This window comes from Domibacillus sp. 8LH (assembly GCF_038806185.1).
In the GTDB taxonomy this organism is placed as follows: domain Bacteria; phylum Bacillota; class Bacilli; order Bacillales; family Domibacillaceae; genus Domibacillus; species Domibacillus indicus_A.
On record NZ_JAVJNG010000009.1, the window covers coordinates 39,395 to 53,409 of the forward strand.

Annotated in this window: 15 protein-coding genes and 1 pseudogene; 9 read left to right on the top strand and 7 right to left on the bottom strand. The window is 44.3% G+C overall.

Annotated features, from left to right (window positions below; translation table 11 throughout):
* Nucleotides 1-10: 10 nt before the first annotated feature.
* On the top strand, nucleotides 11-808 hold the full coding sequence (locus tag RG959_RS12360) for an enoyl-CoA hydratase (RefSeq protein ID WP_342797370.1): 798 nt from the start codon (nucleotides 11-13) through the stop codon (nucleotides 806-808).
* Between the two features lie 13 nt (nucleotides 809-821).
* Here RG959_RS12360 and RG959_RS12365 read toward each other — a convergent pair.
* Nucleotides 822-932, bottom strand: a pseudogene (locus tag RG959_RS12365) (YhzD family protein); the annotation flags it as partial.
* Between the two features lie 213 nt (nucleotides 933-1,145).
* Here RG959_RS12365 and yhaM point away from each other — a divergent pair.
* Entirely contained in the window at nucleotides 1,146-2,090 is a 945-nt protein-coding gene (gene yhaM / locus RG959_RS12370) for a 3'-5' exoribonuclease YhaM (protein ID WP_315692930.1), read from the top strand.
* 30 nt (nucleotides 2,091-2,120) lie between these two features.
* Here the strand turns inward: yhaM and RG959_RS12375 are convergent, their stop codons facing one another.
* The 5 genes from RG959_RS12375 to RG959_RS12395 form a co-directional block, all read right to left on the bottom strand.
* The gene (locus RG959_RS12375) at nucleotides 2,121-3,101 is read right to left on the bottom strand and encodes a peptidylprolyl isomerase (protein ID WP_342797371.1); all 981 of its coding nucleotides are present in this window, start codon (nucleotides 3,099-3,101) and stop codon (nucleotides 2,121-2,123) included.
* Nucleotides 3,102-3,208: 107 nt separating this feature from the next.
* Nucleotides 3,209-3,397, bottom strand: coding sequence for a hypothetical protein (locus RG959_RS12380; RefSeq protein ID WP_242232413.1), 189 nt, complete (start codon nucleotides 3,395-3,397; stop codon nucleotides 3,209-3,211).
* A 413-nt stretch (nucleotides 3,398-3,810) separates the two neighbouring features.
* Nucleotides 3,811-4,404 carry an HTH-type transcriptional regulator Hpr gene (locus RG959_RS12385; protein ID WP_396120256.1) on the bottom strand — a complete coding sequence of 198 codons (594 nt, stop codon included), beginning with the start codon at nucleotides 4,402-4,404 and terminating at the stop codon, nucleotides 3,811-3,813.
* A gap of 139 nt (nucleotides 4,405-4,543) precedes the next feature.
* On the bottom strand, nucleotides 4,544-4,915 hold the full coding sequence (locus RG959_RS12390; RefSeq protein WP_342797372.1) for a YtxH domain-containing protein: 372 nt from the start codon (nucleotides 4,913-4,915) through the stop codon (nucleotides 4,544-4,546).
* A 101-nt stretch (nucleotides 4,916-5,016) separates the two neighbouring features.
* Nucleotides 5,017-5,427 carry an HIT family protein gene (locus RG959_RS12395; RefSeq protein WP_342797373.1) on the bottom strand — a complete coding sequence of 137 codons (411 nt, stop codon included), beginning with the start codon at nucleotides 5,425-5,427 and terminating at the stop codon, nucleotides 5,017-5,019.
* A 129-nt stretch (nucleotides 5,428-5,556) separates the two neighbouring features.
* Between RG959_RS12395 and RG959_RS12400 the strand changes: the two genes are divergently transcribed.
* The 3 genes from RG959_RS12400 (at nucleotide 5,557) to RG959_RS12410 (ending at nucleotide 8,151) form a co-directional block, all read left to right on the top strand.
* Nucleotides 5,557-6,294, top strand: coding sequence for an ABC transporter ATP-binding protein (locus RG959_RS12400; RefSeq protein ID WP_309086794.1), 738 nt, complete (start codon nucleotides 5,557-5,559; stop codon nucleotides 6,292-6,294).
* On the top strand, nucleotides 6,291-7,499 hold the full coding sequence (locus RG959_RS12405) for an ABC transporter permease (protein ID WP_342797374.1): 1,209 nt from the start codon (nucleotides 6,291-6,293) through the stop codon (nucleotides 7,497-7,499). Before RG959_RS12400 ends, RG959_RS12405 begins: the two co-directional genes overlap by 4 nt.
* A 70-nt stretch (nucleotides 7,500-7,569) precedes the next feature.
* Nucleotides 7,570-8,151 (top strand): phosphatase PAP2 family protein, encoded by a 582-nt coding sequence (locus tag RG959_RS12410; protein WP_342797375.1) that lies wholly within the window; start codon nucleotides 7,570-7,572, stop codon nucleotides 8,149-8,151.
* Nucleotides 8,152-8,186: 35 nt separating this feature from the next.
* On the opposite strand, the gene RG959_RS12415 is transcribed toward RG959_RS12410, so the two are convergent.
* Entirely contained in the window at nucleotides 8,187-8,696 is a 510-nt protein-coding gene (locus RG959_RS12415) for an antibiotic biosynthesis monooxygenase family protein (protein WP_242232406.1), read from the bottom strand.
* A 177-nt stretch (nucleotides 8,697-8,873) separates the two neighbouring features.
* On the opposite strand from RG959_RS12415, the gene hemE reads away from it, so the two are divergent.
* The 4 genes from hemE (at nucleotide 8,874) to RG959_RS12435 (ending at nucleotide 13,962) form a co-directional block, all read left to right on the top strand.
* Nucleotides 8,874-9,905 carry a uroporphyrinogen decarboxylase gene (hemE, locus tag RG959_RS12420; protein ID WP_342797376.1) on the top strand — a complete coding sequence of 344 codons (1,032 nt, stop codon included), beginning with the start codon at nucleotides 8,874-8,876 and terminating at the stop codon, nucleotides 9,903-9,905.
* 77 nt (nucleotides 9,906-9,982) lie between these two features.
* Nucleotides 9,983-10,927: a ferrochelatase gene (gene hemH / locus RG959_RS12425; protein WP_342797377.1), complete on the top strand. Its 945-nt coding sequence runs from the start codon at nucleotides 9,983-9,985 to the stop codon at nucleotides 10,925-10,927.
* Between the two features lie 117 nt (nucleotides 10,928-11,044).
* A complete protein-coding gene (locus tag RG959_RS12430; RefSeq protein ID WP_342797378.1) occupies nucleotides 11,045-11,617 on the top strand; it encodes a TetR/AcrR family transcriptional regulator in 573 nt (190 codons plus the stop codon).
* A gap of 62 nt (nucleotides 11,618-11,679) precedes the next feature.
* Nucleotides 11,680-13,962 carry a YhgE/Pip family protein gene (locus tag RG959_RS12435; protein ID WP_342797379.1) on the top strand — a complete coding sequence of 761 codons (2,283 nt, stop codon included), beginning with the start codon at nucleotides 11,680-11,682 and terminating at the stop codon, nucleotides 13,960-13,962.
* Nucleotides 13,963-14,015: the final 53 nt, after the last annotated feature.

A 14,015-nucleotide genomic window follows, 5' to 3' on the forward strand; every position in this document is an offset into this window, starting at 1 on the left:
AGGCGGCAAAATGAGATATGTACTTTGTTCCATTGAACACGAAACAGCTTATATTGATTTGAATCGTCCAAATGTGCTGAATGCCCTCAACGTGGAGATGCTGAAAGAGCTATGCAGCTGTTTAAAAGAAATCAGCCGGAATGACGAAGTGGATATAGTCATTTTATCAGGGACAGGCCCTGTATTTTCAGCAGGCGGAGACATAAAAGAAATGCTGTCGGCAGCGAATGAAATGCCATTTGAGTCCGTTATGGAACTTATCTCAGACATCGCCCTTTATTTTTACACCATGCCGAAGCTGACGATCGCAGCGATTCATGGAGCAGCTGCTGGGCTTGCATTAAGCATTGCTTTGGCAGCCGATTTTGTTTTATGCGAAACCGATTCCAGGCTTGCTGTGAATTTTATTGAAATGGGTCTTATCCCGGACGGTGGCGGACATTTTATGCTTGAGAACCGGCTCGGTGCTGCAAAAGCCAAGAAAATCATTTGGGATGGCAAAGTGATCAGCGGAGCGGAAGCAGCGGAGATCGGACTGGCAGACCGTTCTGTCATGCCTGGCACTGTTGGGAAAGAAGTGGGATATTTAATTAAAGAATTACAGCAAAAGCCTATTCAAGCCATGATCAAAACAAAGAAAATTATGGCAGATATGAACAGGCCGCAGCTGTTAAAAACGTTAGAGCTTGAAAAGCAGGGGCAGTTGAAAATGCGGAGAAGCACCGACCATCAGGAAGGAATAGCGGCATTTTTAGAAAAAAGAAAGCCGGTATTTAACCGGCGGCCAAAGGGCGCATTCATTAATTGAATGCGCTTTCTGCTTACTCGGTATGAAAAAGCAGCAACCTCCCATCCGAAGACGTACAACGATATGTTTTATCCTCACCGGCGAGCTTTTTAATCAGCTCAAAGCTGTGTGTTTTTGCTGCTTCGTCTGAATCCGCTTAAAAGGACTGATCGAGCAGCTTTTTTCCGTTTTTTTCGAAGACAGTCAGCTTATACATGTTCAGTTTCAATCCCCCTTTATGTTGTTTCAATCATTGTATAAAATAAGGATGAAACAAAAAAGAGGCAGGAACAAGAAAGAACATATGATCTGTGGTATAATAGAAAGAAACGATGCAGGGAATAAGGAGGACGGTGCAATGGGAAAAGGCATTACACAGTATGAAGCAGGAGAAAGTGTTGACTGCTTTCTGATGATCCGCTCAGCGGTAAAAAGCACAGCGGTTAATGGAAATCCATATTTAACGCTTATGCTTCAAGATACAAGCGGAGAAATTGAAGCAAAGCTATGGGATGCAAAAGAAGAAACAATCAAAATGTATACGCCGCAGACGATCGTAAAAGTGGCAGGAGATATTCAAAATTACCGGGGCCGTATGCAGCTGAAGCTTCGGCAGATTCGTCCAGCTTCTCCACAGGACGGAATGGATGCGGGTGACTTCGTTGAAACAGCACCGCTCAGCCAGGAAGAGATGACGGAAACGATTACCCAGTTTATTTTTGAAATGAAAAATCCTCATATTCAGCGTATTACACGCGCGCTGTTGAAAAAATACCATCAGCCGTTTTTAGAGTATCCGGCTGCAACAAAAAACCATCATGAATTTGTTTCTGGGCTTGCATACCATGTTGTATCAATGCTGCAGCTGGCAAAATCCATTGCCGATCTTTATCCATCACTTGACCGCGACTTGCTGTATGCGGGTGTGATTTTACATGACCTTGGCAAGGTCATTGAACTTTCAGGGCCGGTAGCAACAACGTACACAGCAGAAGGGAACTTAATCGGCCATATTTCCATTATGGTCAATGAAATTGGCCAAATGGCGAAAGAGCTTGGTATTGAAGGAGAAGAAGTGATGGTGCTTCAGCATATTGTGCTGTCTCATCATGGAAAAGCGGAATGGGGGAGTCCGAAGCCTCCGATGATCAAAGAAGCGGAAATGCTTCACTATATTGACAATCTTGACGCTAAAATGAATATGCTCGACCGTGCACTTGAACGGACGAAGCCGGGCGAGTTTACTGAACGGATTTTTCCGCTGGATAACCGAACTTTTTACAAGCCGCGCTTTTCGAATTAAGAAAAAAGCACCCGTACGGGTGCTTTTTTGTTATTTTGCTTCTTCTGTCTGAGCAGCATCGCTGTTTGTTGTATCTTCCGTTGTAGCGGCATTGTCTTCTGTTGTGGTTCCTTCTTCAGTTGGAACAGTTTCCTCTGTCGTTGTAGCGTCTTCCGTGTCAAAAGCGCCTTTAAAGTCTTCGTCTTTCACTTCTACATCAGCGTCTTTCATCACTTTATCCAGCTTTTCTTGAAGCGCTGCAGAGTCTACTTTAGATTTTTTCAGTTCTTCTGTCATTTGGCTCTTCATTTTTTCAAATGAAGCTTTTTCTTTTTGATCCGTAATTTTAATGATATGGTAGCCATAATCTGATTTAACCGGCTCACTTACTTGATTTACTTTCAAAGTGCTCAGTGCTTTTGTAAATTCAGGTACAAATTGCGCGCGGCCGGCATTGTCGATCCAGCCAAGGCTGCCGCCATTTTCGGCAGATCCGGTATCCGTTGAATATTCTTTCGCAAGTTCCGCAAAGTCGCCGCCATCAGCCAATTTCTGCTTTACTTCTTTTGCTTTTGCTTCATCTTTTACAAGAATGTGGCTGACTTGAATTTCCGGCTGCCATGAATCGTAATATTCTTTGACTTCTTTATCCGTTACTTTTATATCGGCAAGCGCTGCTTTTTCACGAAGAAGCTCGAGCTTTAGGAATTCTTTAAAGCCTTCTTCATCAAGTCCGTATTGAGCCAAGAACATTTCATACTGGTCGCCCAGCTGTTCTTTTGCCGTTTTAACTTCTTTATCAAGCTCTTCATCCGTTACTTCATATTTGTCGGAAAGAACTTTTTTCTGCATTAGTTCCTGCAAGGCCTGTTCCATTTGCGGGCCATATTTTTCTTTCATTTCTGCGTAAAGCTCCATGTCCGTTACGTCGCCAGCTTTTGATGTAGCGATAACGTTTCCTTCACTGTTTCCACAGCCGGAAAGCGCCAGCACGCCTGCTGCAAGCGATAATGGCAATGCCCATTTCTTCATGCAAAAAACAACTCCCTAATGTTCATTTAATCTCTATTCCACAGACAACTATAACACAGTTGCCGGCTTGGGAAAAGAAAAGACCCGTCTTCTGAAAAAGAACAGGCCTATACATATAATATTTCAATGTAAGAAGAGCAAAGTAAAATAACCATTAAAATATTTACGGTCCGGAATATTTTTTCATGCCGCTCTTCCGGAATTTCCTTTTGAATACACAGTAAGTTTGTCATTCGATTTATATGATACAAAATAAAGACGGAGAAAAGAATAAATGTAATAATTAATGCCGCCATATGATGCCCCCTCTGTAAGCTCTGTACCTTTAACTATATCAAAAGGTCGAAAAAATTGAAAATAGAACCCGCTTATAATGCTTCTATGAATCCATTTATTTCGATACCAGTACTTCCATTAATGCCTAATCACTGCATGGTCGGGGAAAGAAGACGAAGCTTCTCAGAAAGAAATTCAAGCAGAACCTTGCTGGCATAGACGGGCAGCGGTTTTTACACGGTCATATCAAAAAAGATTCCTTTAAGCGAAACAGCTTTGAAAGAGAACAGGGTGTTAAGATTGGCCGGCCAGGACGTCTGCGGCAGGCTGGACCAATCAGGATAAAAAGCGGGGAACTGTTTGTTTGAACGGATCCGGAGAAAAAGAACGAACCGCCTTTCCCGCATAAAAAAGCATCCGGCCAGCAGTCTGCTTACTCGGACGCCTGTGAACGTTTAGCCCGCTTTAACTCTCCGTTTTCTTCATCGAAGTCCCGTTCGATATTGTGAATAGAGGTCTCGAAAATATTCATAAAATCATCCCCGTAAATATTTCTAATAATCGCCATTAGTTCGACCATATCGGGGAACTTTCCAAATAATTCGCGCAGCGGCGCAGTACCAGAGAAGACGAGGTTGGATTCAGGATCATACTGCTCCATTAAATCAAAAATTAATTCTTGGCCGGCAGGCGTAATTTCGATATATGTATTTCGTTTGTCATCTTCTTTTTTAGAAAATGTCAAAAGACCGCGTTCCTCTAGTTTTTTAGAGAAGTTAAACGCCGTAGATACATGCATAACACCGAAATTAGCCACATCGGAGATAGAAGCCCCTTGTAAATGATGAGCAATCCATAAAATATGGTGTTCGTTAATATTTAAATCATAAGGTTTAATCCAGCGCTGCCAGTCTTTTTCGACTGCTTTCCATAGCGCTTTTGAAAGCTGGGCCATCCGCTGGCTGAACATAAATGCTTCTTTCATTGTATAATGATGGGTCGATGCAGAATCGTTTGCTTTATGAATGTCGTCCACCTCAAATCTATTATTTCATTGCTTTATATTATGCCAATAAAATAAAAAAATAGAAAGAGGAAATTAACGAAAATTTTTGAATAAGCTGAAAAATAAAATAAACGAAAAGGGAATTCCCTTTTCGTTTATTTTATTTGCCTGAGCCCGGCGGCTGCGGCAGAGTTTCCTGCAGGTCTTCAACGGTATGTTGAATATTGGAAATTTCTTTTTGAAGTGTTTTAACATTTGGCTCAATACTTTCTTTCCAAAGAGCCGCATTTGTTTTTAAACTATTTACTTTTTCAGGCACTTCCTGTTTCGCTGTTTGAACAAGACGCTTAACGGACTCTTTCACCTGGCCGGCATTATCCTTGATTTCCATCGAAGCCAGCTTGGCAGACACTTGCTTGTTTTTTAAATTTTTACGTGTTTCCTGTCCGCTTGCCGGCGCTTTCAACAGCGCTGCCGCCGCACCGCCGGCAAGTCCAGCTGCAAATCCTGCAAATAGGGCTTTCTTATTCATGTTTTCCACCTCTTTAGTCATGTTATTCGTATCTACTCATACATATATGAATTATCGTTCCCGAAAAAAGACTCGGACAAACATAGGTCAGCGGCTTCTTCTTAAAGGCGAGAATGGATCAAAGAAGCAATTTGCGCTAAATCGTACTGGCCATTATTTTCTTTAAATGAAGGATGGAAGCCGTCATCTGTTCCGTAACGCGGAATTAAGTGCATATGGTAATGAAAAACCGTCTGTCCGGCTGTTTCACCGTTATTGTTTAATAAATTTAACCCTTTAGGAGAGAAGGCAGCTTGAATGGCCTTCGCTACTTTCTGTACCGATTCGAAGAAAGGGCCGGCTGTTTCTGGATGAAGCTCGAAAAGGTTTTCATGATGTGCTTTTGGGATCACCAGTGAATGGCCTTTTGTTACCTGGCTGATATCGAGAAAAGCATAGACATTTTCATCTTCGTATACTTTTGCTGACGGAATGTCTCCTTTTATAATTTTACAAAATATGCAGTTGTCCATGATTCAGCACTCCTTTTATGTATTGGCTAAGAAAAGTGTAGCATACATTCCAGGTGCAGGGAACTATGTGCAAAAGGGATAATTTTGATATGATACGGGTAACGATTTGAGGAGAAAGGACGTTTTCGAATGTCATTATTATCTGTGGAAAATATTACCGGAGGATATACCCGGAAACCAGTACTGCACGACGTTTCATTTCAAGTCGGCAAGGGCGAGCTTGTCGGGCTGATCGGATTAAACGGAGCCGGTAAAAGTACAGCTATCAAGCATATTATTGGCTTAATGGAGCCGACGAAAGGAAGCGTTTCGATCAATGGGCGCACTCTTGAAGAAAATCCATCCGTGTACCGGCGCCAGTTTTCATTTATACCGGAAACACCGGTGCTTTATGATGAGCTGACACTTGAGGAACATATGCGGTTAACAGCCGCTGCTTATGGCTTATCAGAAGCGGAGTATGAAAAACGCATTGGCCCGCTTTTAAAAGAATTTCGTCTCGATGCAAAGATGAAATGGTTTCCGGCTCACTTTTCAAAAGGAATGAAACAGAAAGTGATGATTATGGGCGCGTTTTTAACGGAACCGGCACTTTATATTATCGACGAGCCATTTGTAGGACTTGACCCGCTCGGTATCCGTTCGCTTCTTGATTTAATGGATAACATGAAAAGAAGCGGTGCGGGTATTTTAATGTCCACACACATCCTGGCGACGGCGGAAAAGTATTGTGACAGATTTGTGATTTTACATGAAGGGCACGTGCGTGCGAAAGGCACAATGGAAGAGCTGCGCCGTAATTTCAGTATGCCGGACGCTGCACTGGATGATATTTATGTAGAATTGACGAAGGAAGCAGCACTATGAAGTTTTCAGCGAACGATTTGTTTAAAGAACGTGCTTCCGCATATTATGCGGAAATCCGCAAGTATACACGTTATATGTTTAATGATCATCTGGCTTTTGTGCTCGTTTTTGCGCTTGGGGCGGTTTTGTACTATTACAGCGGCTGGATACGCACCATTGATGAATCATTTCCGGCCCCTTTTATTATGGCAGCTGTGCTCGGTGCCGTGCTTGCCTGGAGCCCCGTTTATACCTATATAAAGCCGCCTGATACGGTGTACCTGCTTCCGCTTGAAAGTGAGTTAAAAGCTTATTTTCAAAAAGCGGTGTGGACGAGCTTTGCAGCACAAAGCTATGTACTCATTGCGCTGTTGGCTTTTGCTATGCCGATGTACGCAAAAGCCGCGGGAACAGGATATGAAAACTTTTTTGTATTTTTAGGCGCTGTTTTGGCCGCGAAGATCTGGAATTTATTTTGTCGTTTTCGTGCGTTAAACACACTGACAGGCCAAACACGAACAATGGATATAGCAGTTCGTTTTCTGCTGAACGTCTCTTTTCTATCGGCTGTTTTTTTAACGGAGTATGTATGGGCCGGTGCCGCTGTGCTGTTTGGACTGCTATGGCTGTTTTATATAAGACGACTCGGAAACCGTCCTTTAAAATGGGAATTGCTGGCTGAGTTTGAAGGAAAAAGAATGGCGGCTTTTTACCGGCTGGCGAATATGTTTACAGATGTGCCGCATTTGCGTGGCACGGTAAAGCGCCGTGCCTGGCTGGATGGCCTGTTGCCGGGACCAGAAAAGGGCACGTACACGTATCTGCTTTTCCGAACCTTTGTGCGGATGAATGAATATATTGGATTGTTTGTCCGGCTGACTGTGATCGCTGCATTGATTATCACCTTAAGCGGTCTGCTGCCGATTCAGCTCATTTCTGCGCTGCTCTTTTTGTACTTAACCGGATTTCAATTACTGCCTATTTGGGCCAAACACGGCTATCTGATCTGGCCGAAACTTTATCCGGAAGGGGAAGAAGGAAAGCAAAGGGCACTTCAGCTTTTGCTGATGCGTGTACTGCTGATTCAATCGGTTGTATTCGGCATTGCTGCTCTGTCAGGCGGATGGCTGGAAGCCGCTATTGTTTTGTCTGTGTCTATTACGTTCACGCTTTTCTTTGTTTGGATATATACACCAGGTCGGTTGAAAAAAATGAATCGTTTTTAAAAAAGGATTTTGTATGGTACTAGTTCATTGGTCATGCTACACTGTTGAAAAACATACAGGGGTGTAGAGGGTGCTCTGGATTAGTTTAGTTTGTTTGATTTTATTTGCGGTTTTATTGTTTGGATTTGATTCTGGCTGGGCATCAGGCATCGACCGCGCTATGCTCGATGCTTTTGATGGAGATTCTTTTTTTACCCATTTCAGCGTGCTTGGCTCTCAAGCTGTTTTAAGCGGAGGGGCTATTCTGCTTATTGTATTTCTGTTTTGGAAGCGAAACATAGCAGGTATGACGGCCGTTTTGATTGGTGTAGGACTCGGAAATGTACTAAATAAAGCATTGAAAGAGTGGGTCGCCCGCGAGCGGCCACCCTTTCCGCATGGAGAAGATGGGTTCAGCTTTGTCAGCGGCCATGCCATGATCGGTCTTATTTTTTATTTGTTTGTGGCCTACTTTCTTTGCTTATATGTGAAAAAAACCATGTCTTTTTATGTGGCTGCACTGCTGCTTGCCTTTTTAGCAGGCGCCAGCCGGGTAGCGGGCCATGCCCACTATGCAACGGATGTAGCAGCTGGCTGGCTGCTGGGCGGTGGAATTTTTCTGCTGATTGCTTTTTTCTTAAACAAGCGGCTTAATCGCCGCCTTCAAGCATAAAAATGGCAAGAAGCCAGGGGGGTACCCCCTGGCTGTTATTGTTCGTTTGGAATGGTAAAGGTTGTTACGTAAGATTCACCAGAAAAGATATTTGGCTTTTTATCAAGCCCGCCTTCGGTACCACGCTTTTTGTGTGCTTCATTAAATGCCTGGGAGGATTTCCAATTTTCAAACGACGCCGAATCTTCCCATTGTGTAAAAATAACGTACGTATCTGATTTAATTGGGCGCAGAACTCTAATTGAGAGAAATCCTGGCTGATTCTCAATCGCGCCTGCCCGGTTTTTAAAGCGGTGTTCAAATAAAGGGCGGCCTTCGTCCGTTACAGGGATATTGTTTAAAACAACATAACCGCGGTTTACCAGTTCTCCAGAAGCATCCACGACTTCATAGCGGCGCGGGGTTGAAAAAACCGTTTTGCCGCTTGTTTCATGAACAAGGGCCGCACCCTGGGCACCGTCCATCAGTAAAATATTTTCTTTACTGTGTTTTTTCTGGATGGTTTTTAAAAAGTCATACGTTCCGGTTGTAATAAACACATTCATCTCCAATCACCTCACGTTCTAGTATATCTTTTTTTGTACCCTTCTTTCCAATTTCCACACATTATTTTGGCAAATTTGCGAACAGTACACCTCTTTAGTGAAAAGTACCATATTGTAAGCTATAATACATAATAGTAATTCTAATCTGTCATAGTTGAAAGGTGGCTCTCAATCCATATGAGGCATTTGAATGATACATTTTTAAAAGCGGCACGGGGAGAAAAAACAGACTGTACACCCGTCTGGTTTATGCGCCAGGCAGGACGTTCACAGCCGGAATACCGGAAGCTGAAGGAAAAATATTCGCTGTTTGAAATTACACACCATCCGGAAATTTGTGCGTATGTTACACGCCTGCCGGTTGAGCAGTACGATGTTGATGCAGCGATTCTTTATAAAGATATTATGTCCCCGCTTCCGTCTATTGGAGTGGATGTAGATATAAAATCTGGGATCGGCCCGGTGATATCAAATCCGATCCGCTCGCTGCAGGACGTAGAAAAACTTGGAGAGATCGACCCGGAAAGCGACGTGCCTTATGTGCTTGAGACCATCCGGCTGCTGACAGAAGAGCAGTTGAACGTCCCATTAATTGGTTTTGCCGGTGCGCCTTTTACGCTGGCCAGTTATATGATCGAAGGCGGGCCATCCAAAAACTACAATAAAACAAAAGCATTTATGTACGCGGATCCAAAAGCATGGTTCGCGCTTATGGATAAACTAGCGGACATGACGATTACATATGTTCGTTCCCAAGTTAAAGCAGGCGCCAAAGCCATACAGATTTTTGATTCGTGGGTAGGTGCACTAAACGTATCTGATTACCGGACGTTTATCAAACCGGTGATGGAACGGATTTTCAGTGAGCTTCGTTCAGAAGGGGTGCCGCTGATTATGTTTGGAGTAGGCGCGAGCCATTTAGCAAAAGAGTGGCATGACCTTCCGCTTGATGTAGTCGGACTCGACTGGCGCACCCAAATCGCTGAAGCAAGGGAAATGGGCTTGACCAAAACATTGCAGGGGAACCTGGACCCTGCCATTTTACTGGCTCCGTGGGAAGTCATTGAAGAGCGCACGAAGGCGATTTTAGATCAGGGGCTGGCGTCACCGGGCCATATTTTCAATCTTGGGCACGGTGTATTCCCGGAAGTAAATCCGGATACGTTAAAGCGCCTGACTGCATTTGTTCATGAATATACAGCACGATAAGCCATTTATTTTAACGAATCTTTTTTTCATGTCATACTAGATAAAAGAAGCAATGAATCAAACGAGGTGGAAGCAGCATGACTAAAAAACAGATGGGCCTTCTTGTGATGGCGTACGGAACGCCTTATAAAGAAGAAGATATTGAACGATACTATACGCATATTAGGCACGGCCGCAAGCCGTCAGAGGAAGCGCTGGAAGATTTGCGAAGCCGCTATGAAGCCATTGGCGGTATTTCGCCGCTTGCTAAAATTACCGAAGAGCAGGCGCAGAAGCTTACAGATTTCTTAAACAATATGCAGCAGGAAATCGAATTCAAGCTGTATATTGGCTTAAAGCACATCGAGCCTTTTATTGAAGATGCTGTACATCAAATGAAGCAGGACGGCATTGAGGAAGCTGTTTCAATCGTATTGGCGCCGCACTTCTCTACGTTTAGTGTAAAGTCATATAATGAGCGGGCGGCTGAAGAGTCAGCGAATATTAACGGACCTTCCATTACGTCAATTGAAAGCTGGTATCAGGAGCCTAAATTTATTCAATACTGGGCAGATCAAATTGAAGCAACCCTCCAGACGATGAGTGAGGAAGAAAGAAAGAACTTTGTACTGATTGTATCCGCACACAGCCTGCCGGAAAAAATCATTGTAGCGGGTGATCCGTATCCACAGCAGCTGAAAGAAACAGCCGACTTAATTGCCGGCGCAGCGGGCGTTGAGCAGTATGCTGTTGGCTGGCAAAGTGCCGGCAATACGCCGGAGCCATGGATTGGCCCGGATGTTCAGGATTTAACGCGTGATTTATATGAGCAAAACGGCTATAAAGCGTTTATGTACGTGCCGGCCGGATTTGTGGCGGATCATCTTGAAGTGCTGTACGATAATGACTATGAATGCCGGGTTGTCACAGACGAAATCGGTGCTGGATATTACCGTCCAGCCATGCCAAACGCCCGTCCGGAATTTATTGAGGCGCTTGGTGCTGTGGTCATGAAGCACTTAAAGGAAGAAGGAAAACTATAATATCTATCCCGCCGTTCTTCGGCGGGATTTTTTATTGACAAGCAAAGACGGGGAGCATAAAATAAGCATCAGAACTAAATGACCGAATTGTTATTTTGGTCAAAAAGAGGTGAAGAAGTGGCGTCGGAACGGAAAAAAGATGTTATTGAAGCCGCAACAAAATCGTTTACAATGTTTGGCTACAAGGCCACCACAATGGATCAGGTGGCGAAACTGGCCAATGTCGGCAAAGGCACTATTTATACCTTTTTTAAAAATAAAGATGAATTATTTCAAGATATTTGGGTGACATTGATCGAAGAAATGAAAGAAGCGGCAGAAGCCGTCATTGACCCGGTACATTCCTTCCAGGAAAATGTTCATCTAGCGCTGTTTGAAATGCTTGTTTTCCGCACAAAGCATCAACTTGCGATCAAGCTGTTCCAGGAAGAAAAGGAAATGGGAACACCCGCAGCAGCCGAGGCATTAAAAAAAATGGAAGATGCCATTGTCGCTTATATTGCCGCTAAAGCGAAAGAAGCGATGGAGAAAAATGAAATTGAGCAGACAGATCCTGAGATAGCGGCTTTTGTGATGCTGAAGCTTTATGTTACGCTCGTAGCGGACTGGGAGCGGCGCGGCCGCACGCTGTCAAAAGAAGAAATTGCTAAACTGTTTGAGCTGTTTATATTTAAAGGACTGTCCCGGTAAGGGGCTTTCTTTTTGAAATAAAATGACCGAATGAACAATTTGGTCACTATGGAGGTAATCATATGTTTTGGAAAGAAATAAAAGAAATCGGCCAAAATCGAATGCTGCGCATTTCGATCATTGCCATTATGCTGATTCCGCTTTTGTATTCCGGTATTTTTTTATGGGCATTTTGGGACCCATACGGACATTTGGACCAGCTGCCGGTTGCAGTTGTTAATAACGATAAGGGAGCGGATTACGAAGGAGAAAACCTTCATATTGGTGATGATCTCGAGAAAGAGCTCCAAAAAAGCAATGATTTTGATTTCCACATCGTCACCAAAAAAGAAGCACTCGACGGTTTAAAACAGCAGGAATATTATATGATGATTGAAATACCTGAAAACTTCTCTCAAAACGCTACGACGTTAATGGATGCAAAACCGGAAAAGCTTGAATTAATTTATACGCCAAATGAAAGCTACAATTTTGTTTCCTCGCAAATTGGCCAGTCTGCGATGAAAGAAATTCGGGCTTCTATTCAAAAGGACGTCACAAAAACGTACGCAAAGTCGATGTTTGACGCTGTTAAGAAAATGGGAGACGGTTATACAGAAGCCGGAAAAGGGGCCGAAAAGCTTGACGAAGGCGCGCTGAACATAACAAAAGGCACGAGTGAATTGAAAAAAAATCTGGCCGATCTTGCAAACAATTCGGTTTCGTTTGCTTCGGGAGTAGACAAAGCAACGGAAGGGTCGAAGCAGGTCGCAAGCGGAGCGGCTTCTCTTTCCAGCGGCCTTAGTCAGCTTGCAGACGGACAGGCAAAGCTTGCAGACGGAGGACAGAATCTGCAGGCGGGCATCGATCAGCTTGCTGCCGGGTCGGCTTCTCTTAAAGACGGTCTTGCATCAGCAAATGACAGTATGCCGAAGCTGATAGACGGAACCGCTGCTGCAAAAAGCGGCGTAGACCAATTTCGCAAACAGGTTCCAGCCCTGGCGGATGGAGCCGCTGCTCTTGCTTCAGGCGCAGATGAATTAAACGCTGGCATGGATCAATTTGAAGCAAAGTTGAAAAGTCAAATCAGTGCAGCGCAAAAAGCCCAAATGGATGAGCTGCTGCCGGTGTTATCACAGGTGATGACGGAAGAACAGATTGCTGCTATGCAAACAAAAATGGCTGTGCAGCAGGAAAAGTTGAATGAAGGCATTTCAGCGGGGGTTGATGAGCTGCAAAGTGGAAGCAGCCAGATTGGATCAGGAGCACGGGAATTAAATAAATCAGTTTCACAGACGATGCCGGGCAAGCTGGATGAATTATCGGCTGGACTTGGAGAGATACAAAAAGGCCAGCAGCAGCTGCAGGCGGGTCTTGGGAACCTCCAGTCGGGAGCCGCTACATTAAATGAAGGCACGAAAAATCTTCAATCAGGCAGCGGGACACTCGTAACCGGATTAAACACGCTGACCGAAAAAACAGCCGAAGCGAAATCAGGAGCCGATACACTGGCAAAAGGAGCGGGTGACCTCTCAACCGGATTATCGGATCTTGCCGGCGGGTCCCATCAGTTATCTGACGGGGCAGGGAAGCTGGCTGACGGTTCTGCGGAGCTCGCCAGAGGATCTGCTGATCTGGAACAAGGAACAAAAAAATTGAAGGCGGAATTGTCAAAAGCAGCGGGTGAAGCAGGAGATGTGAAAGCTGATGATGATACGTATAATATGATGGCAGAACCAGTGCAGGTAGAAAAAGAATCCTTACACAAAGTGCCAAACTACGGAACAGGCATGGCGCCTTACATGCTGTCACTCGGCTTGTTTGTTGGTGCGATTATGCTGACGATTATTTTCCCGCTCAAAGAAGCGCCGGAGCAGCCGAAAAGCGGACTTGCCTGGTTTTGTGGAAAGCTTGGTATCTTTCTGCTTGTCGGTGCGTGTCAGGCAGTAGCTGCATCAATCTTTTTGCTCGGCGTGCTTCATTTGCATGTGCAAAGCGTACCGCGCTTTTTTATATTGGCGTTTATCGCGAGCGCTGCTTTTATGACGCTCATTCAAATGCTGGCCACGATCCTTGGCAATCCAGGCCGTTTTGTAGCAGTGCTTATTTTGATCAGCCAGCTGACAGCGAGCGGCGGAACGTTCCCGCTCGAGCTTATTCCGAAAGCACTGCAGCACTTGACCAGCTTTTTGCCAATGGCTTATTCGATCAATGCGTTTAGAGCCGTTATTTCAAGTGGTGATTATACATTTATGTGGCAGAATGCCGCTGTTTTAATTGGATTTGCCCTGTTTAATATAACGGTAACTGCTTTGTATTTCCGCGGCCAGTACAAAAAGCAGTATGGGCGGCTTGAAGCAGCATGAGACGGCTTCAGCCGTCTTTTTCGAATAATCTTCACACTTATTTCACACCCAAT